Origin of the sequence: Actinomadura sp. GTD37 (assembly GCF_041951365.1) — a bacterium.
Lineage (GTDB): Bacteria > Actinomycetota > Actinomycetes > Streptosporangiales > Streptosporangiaceae > Spirillospora.
Map to the genome: position 1 here is coordinate 555,717 of NZ_JBGNUS010000005.1, position 20,010 is coordinate 575,726.

A 20,010-nucleotide genomic window follows, 5' to 3' on the forward strand; every position below is an offset into this window, starting at 1 on the left:
GCCCCAGAAGGGCTCAGAAGGAGAAGCAGATGGCCCGATCCGGCGAGGACGCGGCGCACCCCCGGCCCGAGTTCCGGCGGCGGCGCGAGCTGGGCGCCGCGAGCGCCCGGTCGCTGCTGCTGACCGTGCTCGGCGAGTTCGTCCTGCCCGGCGGCGAACCGGTCTGGACGGCGGCGTTCCTGCGGGCGCTCGGGCTCCTCGGCGTGGAGGAGAAGGCCGTCCGGCAGGCGCTCGCGCGCAGCGCCGCCGAGGGCTGGCTCGCCGGGGAGCGGCGCGGCCGCCGCACCGCCTGGCGGCTCACCCCGGCCGGCGAGCGGCTGCTCACCGACGGCACCGACCGCATCTACGGCTTCGGCGGCCCGGTCGGCGAATGGGACGGGCAGTGGCTGCTGGTCCTCGCGACCGTCCCGGAGACCAACCGCCGGCTCCGCCACCTGCTGCGGACGCGGCTCGCCTGGAGCGGGCTCGGCAACCTCTCCCCCGGCGTGTGGGTGACCCCGCACCCCGACCGCGAGCCGGAGGTGCGCGGCGTCCTCGCCGAGATCGGCGTCGCGGACACCTCCACCCTGTTCACCGGGCGGCTCGGCGACCTGGCCGAGGCGCGCCGCGTGGCCCGGCAGGCCTGGGACCTGGACGAGATCGAACTCTCCTACGAGGACTTCCTCGAAGCCGTCGGCGCGCTGCGCCCCGCCGACGACCCGGGCACGTTCGCCGCGCACACGAGGCTCGTCCAGGAGTGGCGCCGGTTCCCGTTCCTCGACCCGGCCCTCCCGGCGGAGCTGCTCCCGGACGACTGGAGCGGCTCGCAGGCCTTCACGCTCTTCCACGAGCGCCACGACACCTGGCGCCCCGTCGCCGACCGCCAGTGGAAGACGCTGTCCGCGGGCTAGCGCCGGGCTGGCTCTGGGCTAGCTCTGGGGGGACAGCTTCAGCAGGTTGACGGTGCCCTCGGCGACGACGCGGCCCTTGTCGTCGGTGATCGTCGACTGCCAGGTCACGTGGTCGTCCACCCGGTCGACCGGGCGGGCGCGGGCCACCAGCCGCCCGCCGCGCACGGCGCGGATGAACCGGGTGTGGTTGCTGATCCCGACGACCTGGTGGTCGACGCCGACGGTGATCGCCGCGCCCATGCTGCACACCGTCTCGGTGATCGCGCAGTACACGCCGCCGTGGACGATCCCGTACGCCTGCATCAGCTTGTCGGTGACCTCCAGCTCGGCCACCACCTCCCGGTCGGACGCCTCCGTCACGACGAGTCCGAGCGTCTGGTCCAGCGGGCCCGCGTACCCGGTGCGTTCAACCGTCATCGCCCGAAGCTATCCAGCGGCCGAAATCCGCGTCAATCCGCGTCGACGGGACGGCGCACGTGTAGGGGCCGCGTCCCCGGGAAGGCGGAGAAGGTTCGGTGCCGCGGATGGGAGGTCCCTGGATGAGCAGCTTGGTCGGGCGGAACCTGCTCGCGGGACCCGAACCGGACGTCGTCGCCAACGCGGGTTACCCCGACGCCCCGCCGAGGATGGGCTTCTTCACCGACACGTCCGTCTGCATCGGCTGCAAGGCGTGCGAGGTGGCCTGCAAGGAGTGGAACGCCATTCCCGAGGACGGCCTGGAGTTCACCGGCATGTCCTACGACAACACGCAGGGACTGGGTGCCGACACCTGGCGGCACGTCGCGTTCATCGAGCAGAACAAGCCCCTGGGCCGCGCCGAGCCCGGCGTCCACCACGACGACGCGGCAGGCTCCGACGCGGCGTCCGGCGGGGGCGCCACCGATCTCCGCTGGCTGATGGCGTCCGACGTGTGCAAGCACTGCACGCACGCCGCCTGCCTGGACGTCTGCCCCACCGGTTCGCTGTTCCGCACCGAGTTCGGCACGGTCGTCGTCCAGCAGGACATCTGCAACGGCTGCGGCTACTGCGTCCCCGCCTGCCCGTACGGGGTGATCGACCAGCGCAAGGACGACGGGCGGGTCTGGAAGTGCACGCTGTGCTACGACCGGCTCGGCGCGGGCCAGGAGCCGGCCTGCGCGAAGGCGTGCCCGACCGACTCGATCCAGTACGGGCCGCTGGACGAGCTGCGGGAGCGGGCCGCGATGCGCGTCGACCAGCTCCACGACCTCGGCGTCGAGGACGCCCGCCTCTACGGCCACGACCCGGAGGACGGCGTCGGCGGCGACGGCGCGTTCTTCCTGCTGCTGGACGAGCCGGAGGTCTACGGGCTGCCGCCGGATCCGGTCGTCACCACCCGCGACCTGCCCGCGATGTGGCGGAGCGCGGGCCTGGCCGCCGCCGCCCTGGCCGGCGGTCTCGCGACCGTCTTCGCCGTCCACGGCCGCACGGGAGCGGCGCGGTGACCGGCTCGGGCGTCGGCAGGGACGGCGTGCACGGCGCGCGGCCCGGCCGGGAGGCGCGGATCGGCGGGGGCCTCGGGCGCCGGGACGGCCCCGGCCGCGGACGCCGCGGGCGGCGCGGCGGACGCGGCGAGAAGGCGATGGTGCCGGAGGCCGAGTTCACCTCCTACTACGGCCTGCCCGTCCTGAACCCGCCGGTCTGGAAGGCGGCCGACGTCGCCGCCTACCTCTTCCTCGGCGGCCTCGCCGGCGCCGGCTCGGTGATGGCCGCGGGCGCGCAGCTCACCGGGCGGCCCGCCGCCGCGCGGGCGCTGAAGATCTCCTCGCTGGCCGCCATCGCCGGGTCCACGGCCGCGCTGATCCACGACCTCGGGCGGCCCGGCCGGTTCTACAACATGCTGCGGGTGGTGAAGCCGACCTCGCCGATGAGCATGGGCTCCTGGGTGCTCGCCGGGTACGGGCCCGCCGCGGGCGGCGCCGCCGTCCTGGACGCGACCGGCCTCTTCCCGCGCCTCGGCGGGACCGCCACCGCCGTCGCCGCCGTGCTCGGCCCCGCCGTCACGGTCTACACCGCCGTGCTGATCGCCGACACCGCGGTGCCCGCCTGGCACGAGGGACGGCACGAGCTGCCGTTCGTCTTCGCCGGCTCGGCCACGACGGCCGCGGCCGGCATGGCGCTGGTCGCCGCGCCGCTCCGCGAGACGGGCCCGATGCGCACCGCCGCCGTGTCCGGCGCCGTCCTGGAGCTGGCGGCGGCCAAGCTGCTGGAGCACCGGGCCGGGCTGGCCGCCGAGCCGTACAAGAAGGGCAGGGCCGGCCGGTTCATGCGCGCGGGCGAGATCCTGTCGGCCGCGGGCACCGCCGGGAGCGTCCTGCTCGCCGGGCGCGGCCGCACGGCGGCGGCGCTCAGCGGAATGGCGCTCCTTGCGGGCTCGGCCTGCACGCGTTTCGGCATCTTCCACGCCGGCGTCCAGTCGGCCGAGGACCCGAAGTACACCGTCGTTCCCCAGCGGGAACGCGTCACCGCGCGGGGCACGCGGGCCACCGCCTGACACCTGCCGCCGCCCGCTCGTGTGCGGAGGCCGGCCCTCCCCGTCCCGGCCCGTCCGCCCGTCGCATAGATCGGCCATCGTGGGGCAGGTCACAGGAGTCAGGCTCCAGATCGCGTCACGTTCAGAGGTGTCCGGCGCGTCTACCTCTGTGGCGGCACATGCGCGGAGGTCGAGGAGGCGGCATGGAAAGCGTGGCCAGAAAGTACGACCTGACGATGCTGTACGCCGCGTACGACGCGTTCCGCCGCGACGCGGCCCGGCTGGAGGCCGCGGCCCGGCCTTCCAGAACGGCGCCCGCGGCGGCCGGGGCGGCGCTCGCCAACACCTGGTCCCTGTTCACCCTCCACTGGCGGCTCCAGGACAACGCCGAGAAGCGCGCCCTGTGGACGGTGATGTACGCCAAGGACGCCGACGCGCCGGGCCGGGCCGGCGTCGTCCTCGACTCCCTGGCGGTGCAGACGCTGCGGGTCGTCCCGCTGATCGACGGCGTGGACACGGCCCTGGAGCACGGTGACCGCCGCATGTTCGCCCACTACGCCGCAAGACTCCGCGCCTCGCTGGACACCGTCCTCGACTTCAAGGAGTCGAACGTCCTGCCGCTGATCCAGGAGACGCTGACGCCCTACGAATGGGGCACGTTCGACGTGGAGTTCCGCCGGGAGCTGGGCGTCCGGGGGCTCGGGGTGTTCCTGCCCTGGCTGCTGGACGACGCCCCGGAGCCCACCCTCCGCGCCGTGCTGCGGCTGCTGCCGCCGCCGATCCGGCTCTGCTACCGGGTCACCTGGCGCCCGCGCTACCGGCGCCGCAGCCACCTCGCCGTCCCCGCCTGCTGAGGCACTCCCCCACCGGAGCCCTCGCGAGTTCCCGTGCCTGAGTTCCCGTGCCTGAGTTCTGGTGCCTGGGTTCTGGTGCCTGGGTTCTGGTGCCCGACTTCTCGCGCGCGTTCTCGCGAGTCCTTCCGCTGTGACGCGGTGCACACCGCGGGCGAGTCACATTTCTCCGTCCTCGCTGAGTCTTATGCGCAGACGAGATGTCTCTGTTGTGCGACGGAGGGATGCAGACGATGGCCGGACTGACGGACGCCTCGGCGCGGGCGCTGGACGAGCGGCTCGGCACCACCGGTTTCGCCCGCAGGGCGCTGCGCAAGGCGTTCCCGGACCACTGGAGCTTCCTGGTCGGCGAGATCGCGATGTACTCGTTCGTGATCATCCTGCTGACCGGGGTGTTCCTGACGCTGTTCTTCAAGCCGAGCATGCACGAGGTCGTCTACGACGGCTCCTACACGAAGCTGAAGGGCGTCGAGATGAGCGAGGCGTACGCCTCCACGCTCAGGATCAGCTTCGACGTTCGGGGCGGGCTGCTCGTCCGGCAGATCCACCACTGGTCGACGCTCATCTTCATGGGCGCGATCCTCGTCCACCTGCTGCGCAACTTCTTCACCGGCGCGTTCCGCAAGCCGCGCGAACTGAACTGGCTGATCGGCATCGCCATGTTCCTGCTCGTCATGTTCAACGGGCTGTTCGGTTACTCGCTGCCGGACGACCTGCTGTCGGGCACGGGCCTGCGCATCCTGGAGGGCGTCACCGCCGGAATCCCGCTGGTCGGCTCGTACCTGGTGATGTTCCTGTTCGGCGGGGAGTATCCGGGGACGGACATCATCCCGCGCCTGTACGTCGTCCACGTGCTGCTGATCCCGGGCCTCCTGGCGGCGCTCATCCCGCTGCACGCCATCGTGCTGACCTGGCGGCAGACGCACACGCAGTTCCCCGGCAAGGGCAGCACGAACACGACCGTCCGCGGCTACCCGTTCTTCCCCGTGTTCATCGCCAAGACGACATCGCTGTTCCTGTGGGTGCTGGGCGTGACGACGCTGCTGGCGGCGTTCTTCCAGATCAACCCGGTGTGGCTGTTCGGCCCGTACGACCCGGGCGCGATCAGCTCCGGCTCGCAGCCCGACTGGTACATGGGCTGGCTCGAGGGCGCGCTGCGGATCATGCCCGCCTGGGAGATCACCGCGTGGGGCCACACCGTCCCGCTGAGCGTGCTCGTCCCGGCGCTCGCCGTCCCCGGCGTGCTGTTCACCGGCCTCGCCGCCTACCCGTTCCTGGAACGCTGGGTGACCGGCGACGACCGGATCCACCACCTGCTCGACCGGCCCCGCGACGTCCCCGCGCGGACGGGCATCGGCGTCGGCGGCATCGTCTTCTACGGCACGCTGTGGCTCGCGGGCGGCAACGACGTCCTCGCCGACCGGTTCGACGTCCCGCTGTTCTGGACGACCTGGTTCTTCCGGTTCCTGATCGTGTTCGGGCCGGTGCTCGGCTACATCGTCGCCTACCGGATCTGCGTCGGGTTGCAGCGCCGCGACCTCGAACTGGCCCTGCACGGGCTGGAGACCGGCGTCGTCCGGCAGTCCCCGGACGGCGGGTACAGCGAGGTCGAGCGGCGCCTGCCGGACGAGGCGATCGCCGCGATCACCGATCCGCGCCCGCCCGCGGCCGTCGACCTGGACGTCCCGCCGCCCGTCGACGGCATCCCCAGCCCGCGCGGCCGCACCGCGACCGGCCGGCTCCGCGCCGCGCTCAACCGCCGGTTCCGGGCCGACCTGGCCGTCGTCCCGGAGCGTCCCCCGCTGGACTCCGGCGACGACCTCGACTCCGGCAACGACCCGGACTCCGGCAACGACCTGGACTCCCGGGACGACCGGCGGGCGATCGCGACCTCGATCGACGAGACGTCGCCGTCCTGACCCGCGACGGGGGCGGTCAGGCCGTGAAGAGGTGCTCGATCACGGGACGGGCGGCGGCCACCGGGTCGTCCCCCAGGTCCGGGGGCAGCGCGCCGCTCAGCCACAGGTGCGCGAAGCCGTGCACGATCGACCAGGCGGCGAGGCCGCGCGTCCGGTCGCCGTCCGGACGGCCCGGCGAGGCCCCCCGGACGCCCTCCGCGAGCACCCGGCCCGCACGGTCGCGGGCCGCCGCCAGGCCGGGGTCCCCGGCCCGGTAGAGGCCGGGGCTGAACATCACCTCGAAGTGCGCCCGGTGATCGACGGCGAAGCGGACGTAGGCGAGGCCGACCGCGTGCAGGTCGTCGCCGGCCGCTTCGAGGGCGTCCGCGAACAGCGCGTACCCCTCGGCGGCCACGGCGGTCAGCAGGCCCGTCTTGTCGCCGAAGTGGTGCGCGGGCGCGGCGTGCGACACGCCCGCGCGGCGGGCCAGCTCGCGCAGGCTCCACCCGGCCGGGCCCGACTCGGCGATCGCCGCGACCGCGGCCTCCATGATCGTCCGCCGCAGATCGCCGTGGTGGTAGCCGTCGCCGCTCATCGCGGGAATCCTATTTCGCCGCACCGGCCGTGCGCGACGTCACCCGTCCGCCCTGCCGGTCGCCGTCACTCGTTCTCTTTGGCGAACTCGCGGAGCCGGGGCAGGTCCACCACGGTGATCTTCCGCCATCCGGTGCGGATCAGCCCCTCGCGGCGCAGGCCGTTGAGGGCGCGGGCGACGGTCTCCCGGGACGCGTCCATCCAGCTGCCGAGCTCCTCCTGCGACAGCGGCGGCCCGATCTCGATCGACCCGTCCGCCGCGGGCGGGGCGTGGTGGGCCGACAGCTCGGCGAGCTCGCTCAGCAGCGCGGCGAGGCGCTGCGGGCCGCGGCTCGTGACATGCGCGGTGAGCCGCCGGTCGGAGTCGTCCATGCGCTGGACGAACGTTCCGGTGACGAGCATCCACACGTCCGGGTGCGCGTCCAGGAAACCGGTGAACCGGGCGGCGGGCACGACCAGCGCGCGGATCGGGGACAGCGCGGTGACGGTCGCGGCGCGCGGCCGGCCGCCGAGCACCGCGCTCTCGGCGATCAGGTCGCCGGGGCCGCGGACGGCCAGCACCACGTCATGGCCGTCCGCCGTGGCCGAGGTGACCTTCGCCCAGCCGCGCTCGATGATGATCACGTGGTCGGACTCGTCGCCCTGGTACACGAGGGGCGACTTCACCGGGAACTGCCGGGGCCGCGCGGTCTCGCGCAGCGCGGACTGCTGCGCGGGTTCGAGCAAGGCCCAGAAACCGGGCCGCTGGAAGGACGCCGCGTACGCTGCCAACAGCCCGTCTCCTTTGCCCACCGTCGCCGCGTTCACCCACGGTCACTGCCCACGGTCATGTGAACTGTAAACCGGAAGGCGGCTCCTTGTGCACCGCGAGAACCCGGATGCCGGTGCCGCACGACGCACGACGCACGACGCCCCGACGCCCGACGCCCGACGCCCGACGCCCGACGCAGCATCGTCAAACGCACGGGACGGCGTCGTCAAGCGCCCGGCGCGGCGTCCTCAGGCGCCAGGCGGCGGCTGCGACTCGATGGTCAGGGCCTCGTGGTCGAAGCTGAGATGACCGGCGATCTTGGCCGCGTCCTCCAGCGGCTCCTCGTAGGACCAGCCGACGTCGGGGGCGCCGTCCAGCGACCAGTACGTCGCCTCCCCCTTGTAGGGGCAGACGGTGTGCTTCCGGCTCCGGGTCAGCAGCTCGCGGCGGACGTCCTCGGCCGGGATGTAGAACCGGTTGGGCAGCCCGGTCTCCGACAGCACGATCGGACGCTCGGTCTCGGCGACGACCTCCCCGTCCCGCAGGATCCGGACGTGCCGGCGCGCGTGCCGTGCGTCGACGCGGTGGAACGGGTCGCGCAGGTGCCCGTGGACCTCCTCGTCCTCGTCGTACCAGGCGTCCATCGGCTCCCAGTAGAACGCCCTGTGCCCGCGCAGCCACGCCGCCTCGGGCATCGGCTCCGGGTATCCCCACACCGCGTTCTCCGCCTCGCGGCCGCCGACCCGGATCGTCCAGTACGCGGCGTCGCCCTTGAACGGGCAGTGCGTCGTGTGGTCGGTCCGCACCATCAGGTCGGTGCGGACGTCCTCCTCGGGGACGTACAGGACGGGCAGCAGACCGGTCTCGTGCAGGAACCGGCCGCGCTCGGTGTCGAGGACGATCTCCCCCGCGAACCACGCGTGGACGCGGCGCGGGAACTCGTGCATGAAGAGCCGGTGCTTCGGCCCGTCGATGGTGAAGTTGACCTCGTCGCCGGGCGAGCCCGCGAGCGGTCCCGGCCTCATGGTCAAGGACATGGGCTGACTCCTCACGCTCCGGTCGGCATCGTCTCCAGTTCACCACGGCGCGCCGCCTCCAGGTGCAGCGGCGCGAGCGCGGACGTGATCCGGAACCAGCACAGCGCGTCGTACCGGTCGGCGAGCCTGGTCGGGACGTACTGGCGCCGGTCGCGGTCCGGGTCGTACACGACGCCGATCGCGCGGTGCCCGAGCGTCCGGGTGAGGAAGGACGGCTTGTCCGGTTCCGGCGGCACGATGAACATCCCGCGGTGCAGCTCCGACTCGGCCAGAACCTCCTCCAGCGACCCGTGGACCGGCGGCGGGACGCGCATGACCTCCATCGGGTCGCCCCAGCGCGGCGCCGCGACGACCTCGCCGGGCCCGCCCGCGAACCCGATCAGGACGGTCTCCTCCCGGCCGTACCGCTCCCGCGCCAGCTGGCCGAGGTTGACCATGCCGGCGTCCGCCATGTCGGTCGCGCGCGCGTCGCCGACATGCGTGTTGTGCGCCCAGACGACGGCCTTGCCGTACCCGCGGCCGCGCGCGCCGCCGTCCCCCGGCTCCGGCCGGTGGAACTCCATGAGCCGGTCGAGGGTGTCGGCCATGTGGACGTCGCGGATGTTCCACGAGTCCGGCCCGCCGCCGATCATGGCGCGGTAGTACCGTTCGGCTCCCGCCGCCACCTCGGCGTTCTGCCGGGCGTCGAACTCCTCGTCCGGATCGTGGGCGGCCTGCCGTACCGGCGTGCGCAGCCTGGTCAGCAGCGCCAGGATCTCCTCGGCGCACCCGTCCGGGACCAGGGCGGTGTTCCACCCGTAGGACCGCGGGTCCTCGCCGTGCGGCTCGAAGCAGCGGTAGGCGTCCAGCGCCGTGTCCAGGTACTCGGGGCGATGCTCCGCCAGGTAGTCGACGACCGCGCGGAGCGACTCCCACAGGCTGTAGACGTCCAGGCCGTAGAAGCCGGCGCGGTCATGGGACTGCCGGCCCGCGTTGTGGTCGCGCAGCCAACGGGCGAACCTGACGGTCTCCTCGTTGGCCCACATCCACGTCGGCCAGCGCTCGTAGGCGTTCAGGGCGTCCCGCGGATCCTCCGGCGCCCCGGGCGCGAGCGTCACGGAGCGGCCGACGCGCCGGCAGTCCGGCCAGTCGCCCTCGACGCCGACGAACGAGAACCCCCGCTCGGCGATCAGCCGCCGGGTCAGCGCGGCCCGCCAGGCGTAGTACTCGTGCGTGCCGTGGCTGGCCTCGCCGATCAGCACGCAGCGGGCGCCGCCGATCCGGTCCAGGAGCGGATCGAGGTCCTCCTCGTACTCCAGCGGCAGCGCCGCCCCGTGCACGTCGTCGGCGTCGGGTCCCTCATGGCTCGCTGCAGGGCTCACGGCGCTCCCCTCCCCGGTGGTGGCATGACGACGTCCCCCTTTCCGTCGTCCTCCCCGCGTTCCCCCGATCCGGGAATCGATGCGGACGAAGCCGACATTTCCCCAGCACGCGCCCGCCTACGCCCGGCCCGCCCATGCCCGGTTATGGCCGCGTGCCGTGCTGGACGCCGGCGGCGCGGGCCCGGTACGCGGTCGGGGTCTGGCCGTAGGCGGCGCGGAAGGCCCGGCTGAACGCGGCGGCGTCCGGAAGGCCCCAGCGGCCGGCGATCGCGCCGATCCGCTGCGCGCCGAGGAACGGGTCGCCCAGCTCGCGGCGGCAGTTCTCCAGCCGCCGCGCGCGGACGTACCGGGCGACCGTCGTCCCGGCCGGCTGGAACACCCGGTACAGCTGCCGGACGGAGATGTGGTGCGCCGCGGCGATCGAGGCCGGGCACAGCGCCGGATCGTGCAGCCGCCCCTCGATCCACTCCTGGATCGCGCGCAGCGTCTCCGCGCCCTCCGGGGACGGGGCGGGCGGCGCGCCCAGCCACTCGCCGGCCGCGCCCGTCACCAGTTCGACGATCGCGCCGCCGAGGTGGTGGGCGTACGGCTCGTCGTCCGCGGCCCCGCCGTTCCCGGCGCCGTCCTCCGGGGCGTCCTCGGCGCCGCTCTCGGCCAGGGCGGCGAGGAACGACGAGACCAGCCGCCCGGTGCGGCCCGCTCCGCCCAGCAGCGTGCCGCCGAACGCGGCCAGCCGCTCCTGCGGGAGCGGCACGGCGCCGTGCGGGATCACGACCGTGAAGATGCGGTGGGCGTCGAACGAGATGTCGACCGGGCGGGTGAGGTCGTAGAACACCACGTCGCCGACCCCCGCCTCGGCGCGGCGGCCGTTCTGCCGCAGCACGCACGAGCCGCGCAGGACGAGGCCGAGCTTGTAGCACTCGCGAGTGTCGCGGGCGATCTGCCGGGCGCCGCGCCGCACCGTGTGCGCGGGCGCGCGCACCTCGCCGGCTCGACCCGGCCGAGCGTGCGGCCCGAGAGCCGGGCCGCGAATCCGCCCGGCCGCCGCGGCTGGACGTGGAACGGCCCGAACGCCGAGGTGATCAGGTGCCGCCAGTAGTCGGCCTGGTCGCGGGCAGGGTGGTCCGAGGTGTCAACGAGCGTGGGCATGACGCTCCTCCGGTCGGCGGGCGGGGTCTCGGACGCCACCCGCCAGGCTTCTACGCCCCGCCGGGAAGGTCAATGAGCGAGTCGGCACGACGCTCCGGGCGTCCTTTGGCACTCGCCGCCAAAGAGCGGGCACGCAGCGGCAAGACCGCCCTGCCCGGACCGGCCTATACATGACGCGGACGCACGCTCACCCGCCGCGTCCGCACTCCCAGGGAGCCCCGCCAGCCGGACGATCCCGGACGCCCCCCCGAGAGGAACCCCCCATGCCAGAGGACGAGCACGGCCACGAGCCCCACCACGAGCCCGCCGACCACGAGCCGATCGACCGCGGGCCCACCGACCGCGGGCCCTCTCACCACGGGCCCTCTCACCACGGGTCCCCCCACCACGCGCCCTCCCACCAGGGGCCCGCCGCCGTTCAGGAGGGCGGCATCAGCCGCAAGAACTTCATCGTCGCCGCGGGCGTCGGCGCGATCGCGCTGCCGGCCGCCATGTCCGCGGCGGCGGCGCCCGCGCGGGCCCGCACCGCGCCGTCGCGGCTCACCCCCACGCCGAAGTGCGACGACGGTGACGACGACCCGACCCCGCCGCAGATGGAGGGCCCCTACTTCAAGCCCGGCTCGCCGGAGCGCGCGTCGATCGTGACGCCTGGAATGCCCGGCACGCCGCTCACCGTGACGGGGATCGTCTACTCCCTGTCGTGCCGTCCGGTGAGCCGGGCGCTGCTCGACTTCTGGCAAGCCGACTATTACGGCAATTACGACAATGCCGGATATACGCTGCGCGGCCATCAATACACGGACACAATGGGACGATTCAGTCTCGCGACGATCGCGCCCGGCCTCTACCCGGGCCGGACGCGGCACATCCACGTCAAGGTCCAGGCGCCGTACCAGCAGATCCTGACGACCCAGCTGTACTTCCCGAACGAGCCCCGGAACTCCTCCGACATGCTGTTCGACCCCGAGCTGCTGATGACCGTCCAGTCCGGGCCGAACGGGCATGCCGCGACGTTCGACTTCGTCCTGCAGGTTCCCTAGCCAGGGCCTGCGCACCGGATTCCGTCACCGCTCCCGCGGAATCCCGTCCCCGCCGGGGCGCCGGCGCGCCCCGGCGGGGACATCCCGGTGCCGGATTCGCCCGATATCCTCCCGAAACGCGACCGAGACGTAATGCGAATCGGCCGCGAAACACCAAAAGAATGGATAGTCTCCCACCGATCACTCTTGGTCGAGTAAAGACATCTGGGAGCACACGCCGCATGAGCGCTGCCAACCGGGCACAGAACATCACACGGTGGGGAGCCATCGCCTTCATGGCGGCCGCGGTGCTGACCGCCACCGCCGGCGGCTTCGCACAATCCTACGCCGGCCTCTACCACTGGGCCCTGGAGCACGGGCTGCGGGGCTGGAAGGCCGAATCGTTCCCCCTGCTGGTCGACCTGTTCATCATCGTCGGGGAGCTCGGGCTCTTCCTGCTGGCCATCGACGCCTTCGTGATAAAGCGCCGCGCCCTGATGAGCTGGCTCGACTTCTGCCTGCCGCTGACCATCGCGCTCGCCGGGTGGACGGCCAGCCTCATCTTCAACGTCGGCCACGTCGGCCACAAGACCTTCTCCTACCAGGCGACCGCCGCCGTCCCGCCGATCGTGTCGATGCTGGGCCTGTTCGTCCTGCTGCGCACCCTGCACCGGTACGTGTCGCAGAAGGCGGAGGAAGAGGAGACCGGGCAGCCCGAGCCGCAGACGCGCGCGATCGCCGGGCCCGTCACGCTGAACCAGATCACGCTGATGCCGCTGCGGAACACCGGTCCGTTCCCGCAGATCCAGGTTCCCGGCCACTCCGGCAAGGCACTGGAGTCCGGCACGTCGGCGGGGTCCGCCGCGCGGGCCGAGGGCAAGACCGGCGCGGACGCGTCCCCGAAGGCGGCGCCGAGCGCGCCCGTCCGGCCCGCCGCGGCCACGGCCGCACCGGCGCCCGCACCGGCGCCCGCTCCCGCACCTGAGCCCGAGCCGGAACTGGCCGTCGTCAGCGCCGCCGCCTCCGCCGGAAGCCTCAACGGCCGCAGTTCCTACGGCGCCGCCGCCGAGAGGCCCGCGCCGAACACGCCCTCCCCGGAGAACCTGCGCAGCCTCGTCATCGACATCCTCGAACGGCGGCACGGCGACGTCGCCGCGACGTTCGCCGAGGTCCGGGCCGGGGGCTATGCCTGCGACGAGGCCGAGATCCAGCGGATCAGCGACAACCACTGGTTCCCGTACGCGGTGTACCGGCTGCTGGCCAAGCACCACGGCGACGGCGACCTCGTCGCCCAGGAGCTGACCTCGCAGGGCATCGTCTACGACCAGGTCACGCTGGACGCACTCGTCCAGTCCTGGCGGGTCTGAGCCCCGCACTCCAGCCCTGCACCTCCAGCCCCGCACCTCCAGCCCCGCACTTCCCGGGCCCGCACTTCCGGACCGGCCGCCCGCGTCATTGCGGGCGGCCGGTCTTCGCCGTATCGACGCGATCACGCTCCGTTCGTGCGACGCTGGGCACACCAGCGACGCCGGGAGAGCCGATGAGGGCATGGCCGACGAGAGCAGGTCTCACGACAGCGGGTCTGACAGTGCCCTTGCGGACCCATCTCGCCGCCGTGGCCGCCGTGGCCGCGCTCGGCGGCGCCGTCACCGGGTACCTGATCGCCCCGTCGCCGGGCGACGCCTCCGCCCGTCCGGCCGCCGCGCTCGCGAGCGGCACGCTCCACCTCGCGCTGAACATGCCGGCCGGCGACCGCGCCAAGGCGGCCGCGCTCGGCTACGACCTGTTCGACGTCGACCCCGACGAGGACGAGATCGCCTCGCTGCCCGCGGGCGGCAGGGCCCTGCTGTGGGTCGGCAACACCACCTGCGGCGGCTTCCAGCAGGAGAGCGCGTCCGCGTTCACCGCCACGGTGCAGCGGTTCGCGAGGAACGACCGCGTCTACGGGTGGTACCTGTCCGACGAACCGAACCCGGACGAATGCCCCGGCATCGCCGGCAAGATCCGGCAACGGGCCGACATCGTCCACCGGTACGCGCCCGGCCAGAAGGCGTTCGCGTCGCTGACCGACTGGCCGATGCGGCCGCTCAGGCCGTCCGAGACCCACCTCGACCTCATCGGCCTCGACCCCTACCCCTGCCGGACGGACACCGACACCGGGCGGGAGCGGAAGGCGTGCGCCCTCGACGCGATCGACACCATGGTCGGGCAGGCCGCCCGCGCCGGCTTCCCCCGCCGCATGATCGTCCCGGTGTTCCAGACGTTCGGGCAGTCCTGCAACGACGGTGAACACAACTGGCGGCTGCCGGACGAACGGCAGCTCCGGTCCATCCTCGGCCGCTGGGAACGGCTCGTCCCGCGGCCCGCGTTCGACATCGCCTACACGTGGGGACGGCAGGACGCGTGGGCGTGCCCCGCGCTGTCCGACGCCGACGGCGGACGCGGCCTCCCCGACCTCCAATCCGTGATGAAGGCGCACAACACGCGCCGCACAGGCCCCGGCACGGCCGAGCGGAACCCCGCGCGGAGCACGCCGACGCCGACGGTCTCCAAGGAACCGCCGACGCCCACGAAACCCTGCCCGTCGTAGCCTTCGCCCCGTCATAAGGGACGTTTCCGGGATGCCCGGCTTAGGGTTCGCGCTGCTGCTCCTGGGACGGGTCGGTCCGCAGGCGGGCGTGCAGGCCGCCGTCCAGGCGCAGGACGTGCCCGTTGAGCTGCGCCGCCGCCGGGGACGCCAGGTAGAGCGCCGCGTCCGCGACCTCCTCCGGCGAGGTGGTGCGGCCCGACGGGATGTCGGTGGCGGGCCGCACGTCCCCGACGACGCTGGCGGGGGCGATGCAGTTCGCGCGGATGCCGAGCCCGCCCAGTTCCACGGCGATCGCCCGGCTGAGCGCCTCGATGCCCGCCTTGGTCACGTCGTAGGCGCTCTGGTCGTCGTGCGCGCGGGACCCGCCGGGCGACGACATGCTGACGATCACGCCGCCGCGTCCCGCGTCCCGCCAGTGCCGGACGGCCCGCACCGACAGCAGGTACGCCGACCGCAGGTTCGCGGCGACCACCGCGTCCCACACGCCGGCGTCGATGTCGATGAACGGGGTGCGCACCTCGGTCATCGCGGCGTTGTTGACGAGCACGTCGAGGCCGCCGTCCTGGACGAGCCTGGCGAACACGGCGTCGGCGACGTCCTCACGGGCGAGGTCGCCGGGCATCGCCGCCACGCGCGGCACGCCGTCGAAGACCTTGAGGCCGTCGGCGTCCACGTCCACGGCGAGCACGTCGGCGCCCGCGTCCGCGAAGCGGCGCACCAGCGCGCGGCCGATCAGCCCCGCGGCGCCGGTCACCAGCACCCGCTCTCCCGTGCAGTCGAACGTGACGGCGCTCATAGGGGCGTACACACAATCACTGGGCTCATTCGGCCGGAGCCTCCCTCACCTGGGCGACGATCTGTGTCGGATTGACGAACATCAGCGCGACGATCAGCAGGACCGCGGACAGCGCCATGTAGATCACGGCCATCGCGTCGATGGCCTGGGCCGCGCGGATGCCCGGCGTGAACGCCGCGCTGTACAGCGCGACGATCAGGGTCTGGCTGTCGGCGTCCGCGACCAGGAACGTCAGCTCGAACATGGCGACGGTGCGGACCAGCACCAGGATTCCGGCGGCGAGGATGCCGGGCAGCAGCAGCGGCACCAGGACCCGGGTGAACACCTGCCGGGTCCGGGCGCCGCACATCCGCGCCGCCGACTCGACGTTCGCGTCGATCTGCTCCACGAACGGCGTCATCACGAGGACGACGAACGGCAGCGCCGGGACGAGGTTCGCCGCGACGACGCCCGTCATCGTCCCCGCGAGGTGCACCTTGTAGAGGACGGTCGCGAGCGGGATCCCGTAGGTGATCGGCGGCAGCAGCACCGGGAGCAGCAGCAGGAACAGCACGGCGCGCTTGCCGGGGAAGTCGCGCCGCGCGAGCGCGTACCCGGCGGGGACGCCGATCAGCAGCGCCAGCGCCACCACGACGAGCGTGATCTCCAGCGTGACCGTGAGGACGTCGCCGAGCGCGAACTCCGACCAGGCGTCGGTGTACCACGCGCCGGTGAAGCCCTGCGGCAGCCAGCCGGCGAACCACTTGGTCCCGAACGAGTTCACGACCACGGACAGGATCAGCGCGAACAGGTTGACCAGGAAGAACGCGACGCAGGCCCAGACGAACCAGGTGGCGGGCCTGCCCTTCGGCAGGCGGGCCCTCGGCAGCCCGGCCGGACGCGAGACGGCGGTCATGATCCCTTACCTCCCGACGCGGGCCCGGTGTAGAGGCGGCCGCGCAGCAGCAGCGTGACCGAGATGACGAGCAGTTCGAACACTCCCATCAGCACGGCGATGGTCGAGGCCATCGAGTAGTCGTACTTCTCGAACGCCGCCTGGTACGCCGCGATCGCCATCACCCGCGTCTCGCCGGCCGGTTCGCCGACGAGGTTCGCGGACGGGAACACCGAGAACGCCAGCACGAACGCCAGCACGAACGTGGTCGCGAGCCCCGGCGCCAGCAGCGGCAGGACGATCCGCCGCATCCGCTGCCAGGGCCCGGCGCCGAGCGTGGCCGCGGCCCGCTCCAGCGTCGGGTCGATGCCCGACATGTAGGACAGCACCAGCAGGAACGCGAACGGGAACCCCGTGATGAGCAGCGAGAACAGCACGCCCCAGTAGTTGTAGATCAGCCGGACGGGCTCGTCCACGAGGCCGAGGTCGAGCAGGACCCGGTTGAACCAGCCCTTCGGGCCGAGATAGCGCAGCAGGCCGTCCGCGACCAGGACCGTGCCGAGCGTCACCGGCAGGACGAGCAGCGCCGTCAGCACCCGCCGCCCCCGGAACCTGCCGCGCAACCGGTACGCGATCGGCACCGACGCGCCGACGTTGATCAGCGCGGCCGGAAGCGCGAGCTTGAGCGTCTTCCAGACGGTGCCGCGCTGGTAGGGGTCGCGGAAGAAGTCCGCGTAGTTGCCGAACGGCCCGCCGCCGGCCTTCGGCTGCAGCGACAGCCCCACCCCGTACATCATCGGGTAGAGGAACAGCAGCCCGATGATGAGCACGGCGGGCACCAGCAGGAGCAGCACCCGGTCGATCCCGCGCTCGGCGAGCCGGTGCCGGAGGCGGCCGGGCCCGGACGCCGGCGCCTCCGGCCGCACGGGAGCCTCAACCACCATCCGAGGCCCCCGTCTCCGGGGCCTCCACCGGCCCCTTCTCGGGGCCCTTTTCCCTGCCCGTCTCCCTGCCCGTCTCCCTGCCTGCCTCCCTGCCCGTCTCCCTGCCTGCCTCCCTGCCCGTCTCCCTGCCTGCCTCCCTGCCCGTCTCCCTGCCTGCCTCCCTGCCTGCCTCCCTGTCCGCCTTCGTGCCCGGCTCGGTCCGTGTGCCCGGCTGCGTGATCGCCGCGGGCTCGTCGAGCGCCTCGGCGGCCTCCCGCACGCTCTCGCCGAACACGAGCACGCGCTCCGGCCGGACGGTCAGCGTCACCCGCTCCCCCGGCGCGATCCGCTCCGGAGACTTGAAATGGACGACGCGCCCGTCGTCCGTGACGCCCTCGGCGGCGACCTCGCGCCCGTGGAACTCCGACACCTCGACCCGGACGGTCACGCGGTTCTCCGCCCCGGCGTCCCCGGCGACCCCCGCAGCCCCGGCGACCCCCGCATCGCCGGCGGCCCCGGCGACCCGGAAGTCTTCGGGCCGGACGGCCGCTACCGCCCGTCCCCCGGTGATGGGCTCCTGCCCGACTCCGGTGAGGGTGGGGCCGTCCTCCTCCCCGAGCGTCACCCGTCCCTCGCCCGAGGACAGGACGGGCAGCTCCAGCAGGTTCCGGTAGCCCATGAACCCGGCGATGTAGGTGCTGGCCGGGTACGTGTAGACCTCCTCCGGCGTCCCGATCTGCTCGACCTTCCCGGACCGCAGCACCACGACCCGGTCGGCGAGCGCGAGCGCCTCCTCCTGGTCGTGCGTGACGTACACGGTGGTCAGGCCGAGCGTCTGGTGGATGCGGCGGATCTCCGTGCGCATCTGCACGCGCAGTTTGGCGTCCAGGTTGGACAGCGGCTCGTCCATCAGGACCAGCTTCGGCTCCAGCACGATCGCGCGGGCGATCGCCACCCGCTGCTGCTGGCCGCCGGACAGCTGGCCGGGCAGCTTGCCGGCGTGCTCGGTCAGCTCGACCGTGCGCAGCGCCTCGTCCACCCGGCGCGCCGTCTCCGCCTTCCCGACCCGCCGGACCGACAGCCCGAACGCGACGTTCTTGCGGACCGACAGGTGCGGGAACAGCGCGTAGTTCTGGAAGACCATCCCGAACTCGCGCTTCTCCGGCGGCAGCGTGTCGATGCGCTCCCCGTCCAGCCAGATCGCGCCGTCCGACAGGGGCAGCAGCCCGGCCAGGCAGTTCAGCGCGGTCGACTTGCCGCACCCGGACGGCCCGAGCAGCGCGATGAACTCCCCGCCCCGGATCCGCAGGTCGAACCCGCTGAGCGCCGTCGCCTTCCCGAACCGCCGGGTCACACCGTCCAGCCGCAGCTCCCCGAACGCGGCCCGCGCTTCCTTCTCCAGCACACTCTCCACCGTCACGACGCCCCCACCGAGGCCGCGAAGCCCCCGCCGCCCGCAGAGTCCCCGCCGCCCGCAGAGCGCGCACCGCCCGCAGAGTCCCCGCCGCCCGCGGAGCGGCCTCGTGTCGGATTCACCTTGTGCGCTCTCATGACTGCTTGACCTTCTGGCCGCCGATCTCGCGGTCCCAGCGGTCGAACGCGGCGACGAGGGCCTTGGCGTCCAGCGGCGGGGCCTTGGGGTTGTCGGCGATGAGCTCGTCGTACTCGGGACGGCCGTACTCCTTGATCGCCTGCTGGCTCTCGGCCGGCGCCATGGCGAGGGTCACGCCCTTCACCGCGGGGCCGGGGTAGAAGTAGCCCTTGTCGTAGGTGATCGCCTGCTGCTGCGGCTGGAGCGCGAACTTCATCATGTCGAGCAGGACCGAGAGCTTCTCGCCCGAGATCCCCTTGGGGACGGCCATGTACTGCGCGTCGGTGACCCAGGTGAAGCCGTCCAGGGCCTGGACCTTGACGTCCTTCGGCACCTGGCCGAGGACGCGCGGGTTGATGTCCCAGCCGGTGGTGCTGATGACGATGTCGCGGGTCCCCTCGCCCAGCTCCTTCATCGTCTGCGTCGTCCCCGTCGGGTAGTACTCGATGTGCTTGTCCAGGTCTTTGAGGTACTTCCAGGTCTTGGCCCAGCCGTTCGACGGGTCCTTGGGGTCGGAGTCCTTGAGGATGTAGGGCAGGCCCATGAGCCACGTGCGTCCCGGCCCGGAGTTGGACGGACGCGCGTACTCCAGCTTGTTCGGATGGGCCTTCGCCCAGGCGAGCAGTTCCTCGGCCGTCCTGGGCGGGTTCGGGACCTTCTTCGGGTCGTACTCCAGCAGCGGCCCGGACGGGTAGTACGTCACGGTCACCCCCTTGCCCTGCGCGAGCTCCTGCATCTTGGCCGCGGGCTCCAGGTACTGCGACGCGAGGTCGGGCAGCTTGTCGGAGTACTTGCCGACGAGGTCGACCCACAGGTTCTGCTCCAGGCCGGCCGAGAGTCCGTCGGTGCCGGTCAGGACGAGGTCGATGTCGAGCCGCCCCGCGTCCTGCTGGGCCTTGACCTTGCCGGCCAGCTCCGGCGCGGTCGCCTTGGTGTAGGTGATCTTGCTGACGAGGTCGGGGTGCGCCTTCTTGTAGTTCTCGAAGATCTGCTGGGTGAGCTGGAGGTTCCCGGCGACGTCGATGATGTTGAGGGTGACGGGCTTGGCCGGCGGCCGCACGTCCGCGGCGGCCGGTTCGGACGCGGACGTGCCGTCCGAGCCGGGTGCGCCGCAGGCGGTCAGCAGCAGTCCGGCGGCGGTGGCGAGGGAGAGGAGGGCTGATCGAGGAGTTCTCATGGGGTGGGTCCTCCTGGC

The 20,010-nt window shown here is 72.8% G+C and carries 19 protein-coding genes; 8 read left to right on the plus strand and 11 right to left on the minus strand.

From position 1 onward, the window contains the following. Positions 1-29 precede the first annotated feature (29 nt). Positions 30-890: a PaaX family transcriptional regulator C-terminal domain-containing protein gene (locus ACA511_RS27045; protein WP_375027417.1), complete on the plus strand. Its 861-nt coding sequence runs from the start codon at positions 30-32 to the stop codon at positions 888-890. A gap of 18 nt (positions 891-908) precedes the next feature. Here ACA511_RS27045 and ACA511_RS27050 read toward each other — a convergent pair whose 3' ends face one another. After that, complete coding sequence (locus ACA511_RS27050) at positions 909-1,307, minus strand: PaaI family thioesterase (RefSeq protein ID WP_375027418.1); 399 nt, start codon at positions 1,305-1,307, stop codon at positions 909-911. A 209-nt stretch (positions 1,308-1,516) separates the two neighbouring features. On the opposite strand from ACA511_RS27050, the gene ACA511_RS27055 reads away from it, so the two are divergent. From ACA511_RS27055 to ACA511_RS27070, 4 genes are all read left to right on the plus strand, one after another. After that, on the plus strand, positions 1,517-2,353 hold the full coding sequence (locus ACA511_RS27055; RefSeq protein WP_375027499.1) for a 4Fe-4S dicluster domain-containing protein: 837 nt from the start codon (positions 1,517-1,519) through the stop codon (positions 2,351-2,353). Beyond that, on the plus strand, positions 2,350-3,402 hold the full coding sequence (nrfD, locus tag ACA511_RS27060) for an NrfD/PsrC family molybdoenzyme membrane anchor subunit (protein WP_375027419.1): 1,053 nt from the start codon (positions 2,350-2,352) through the stop codon (positions 3,400-3,402). Before ACA511_RS27055 ends, nrfD begins: the two co-directional genes overlap by 4 nt. Positions 3,403-3,584: 182 nt before the next feature. Further along, positions 3,585-4,235: a hypothetical protein gene (locus tag ACA511_RS27065; protein WP_375027420.1), complete on the plus strand. Its 651-nt coding sequence runs from the start codon at positions 3,585-3,587 to the stop codon at positions 4,233-4,235. A 230-nt stretch (positions 4,236-4,465) separates the two neighbouring features. Further along, complete coding sequence (locus ACA511_RS27070; RefSeq protein ID WP_375027421.1) at positions 4,466-6,151, plus strand: cytochrome bc complex cytochrome b subunit; 1,686 nt, start codon at positions 4,466-4,468, stop codon at positions 6,149-6,151. A gap of 16 nt (positions 6,152-6,167) precedes the next feature. On the opposite strand, the gene ACA511_RS27075 is transcribed toward ACA511_RS27070, so the two are convergent. From ACA511_RS27075 to ACA511_RS27095, 5 genes are all read right to left on the minus strand, one after another. Then, positions 6,168-6,725, minus strand: a complete 558-nt coding sequence (locus ACA511_RS27075) for a TetR/AcrR family transcriptional regulator (protein WP_375027422.1) — start codon at positions 6,723-6,725, stop codon at positions 6,168-6,170. A gap of 65 nt (positions 6,726-6,790) precedes the next feature. Continuing rightward, complete coding sequence (locus tag ACA511_RS27080) at positions 6,791-7,495, minus strand: Crp/Fnr family transcriptional regulator (RefSeq protein ID WP_375027423.1); 705 nt, start codon at positions 7,493-7,495, stop codon at positions 6,791-6,793. Positions 7,496-7,723: 228 nt separating this feature from the next. Further along, on the minus strand, positions 7,724-8,512 hold the full coding sequence (locus ACA511_RS27085; RefSeq protein WP_375027424.1) for a DUF427 domain-containing protein: 789 nt from the start codon (positions 8,510-8,512) through the stop codon (positions 7,724-7,726). A gap of 11 nt (positions 8,513-8,523) precedes the next feature. Next, positions 8,524-9,873, minus strand: coding sequence for an erythromycin esterase family protein (locus ACA511_RS27090; protein ID WP_375027425.1), 1,350 nt, complete (start codon positions 9,871-9,873; stop codon positions 8,524-8,526). Positions 9,874-10,015: 142 nt separating this feature from the next. Beyond that, positions 10,016-10,969 carry a helix-turn-helix domain-containing protein gene (locus ACA511_RS27095; RefSeq protein WP_375027500.1) on the minus strand — a complete coding sequence of 318 codons (954 nt, stop codon included), beginning with the start codon at positions 10,967-10,969 and terminating at the stop codon, positions 10,016-10,018. Positions 10,970-11,285: 316 nt separating this feature from the next. Here ACA511_RS27095 and ACA511_RS27100 point away from each other — a divergent pair, with 316 nt between their 5' ends. From ACA511_RS27100 to ACA511_RS27110, 3 genes are all read left to right on the plus strand, one after another. Beyond that, positions 11,286-12,062, plus strand: coding sequence for a dioxygenase (locus ACA511_RS27100; RefSeq protein WP_375027426.1), 777 nt, complete (start codon positions 11,286-11,288; stop codon positions 12,060-12,062). Between the two features lie 221 nt (positions 12,063-12,283). After that, positions 12,284-13,408: a DUF2637 domain-containing protein gene (locus tag ACA511_RS27105; protein ID WP_375027427.1), complete on the plus strand. Its 1,125-nt coding sequence runs from the start codon at positions 12,284-12,286 to the stop codon at positions 13,406-13,408. 221 nt (positions 13,409-13,629) lie between these two features. Then, on the plus strand, positions 13,630-14,631 hold the full coding sequence (locus tag ACA511_RS27110) for a hypothetical protein (protein ID WP_375027428.1): 1,002 nt from the start codon (positions 13,630-13,632) through the stop codon (positions 14,629-14,631). Between the two features lie 40 nt (positions 14,632-14,671). Here the strand turns inward: ACA511_RS27110 and ACA511_RS27115 are convergent, their stop codons facing one another. From ACA511_RS27115 to ACA511_RS27135, 5 genes are all read right to left on the minus strand, one after another. Then, positions 14,672-15,427, minus strand: coding sequence for an SDR family NAD(P)-dependent oxidoreductase (locus tag ACA511_RS27115; protein ID WP_375027429.1), 756 nt, complete (start codon positions 15,425-15,427; stop codon positions 14,672-14,674). A 25-nt stretch (positions 15,428-15,452) separates the two neighbouring features. After that, the gene (locus ACA511_RS27120; RefSeq protein ID WP_375027430.1) at positions 15,453-16,322 is read right to left on the minus strand and encodes an ABC transporter permease; all 870 of its coding nucleotides are present in this window, start codon (positions 16,320-16,322) and stop codon (positions 15,453-15,455) included. Continuing rightward, a complete protein-coding gene (locus tag ACA511_RS27125) occupies positions 16,319-17,245 on the minus strand; it encodes an ABC transporter permease (protein WP_375027431.1) in 927 nt (308 codons plus the stop codon). The genes ACA511_RS27120 and ACA511_RS27125 overlap by 4 nt, the downstream gene beginning before the upstream one ends. After that, positions 17,235-18,644: an ATP-binding cassette domain-containing protein gene (locus ACA511_RS27130; protein WP_375027432.1), complete on the minus strand. Its 1,410-nt coding sequence runs from the start codon at positions 18,642-18,644 to the stop codon at positions 17,235-17,237. Before ACA511_RS27130 ends, ACA511_RS27125 begins: the two co-directional genes overlap by 11 nt. 127 nt (positions 18,645-18,771) lie before the next feature. Beyond that, positions 18,772-19,992 carry an extracellular solute-binding protein gene (locus tag ACA511_RS27135; protein ID WP_375027433.1) on the minus strand — a complete coding sequence of 407 codons (1,221 nt, stop codon included), beginning with the start codon at positions 19,990-19,992 and terminating at the stop codon, positions 18,772-18,774. Between the last annotated feature and the right edge of the window lie 18 nt (positions 19,993-20,010).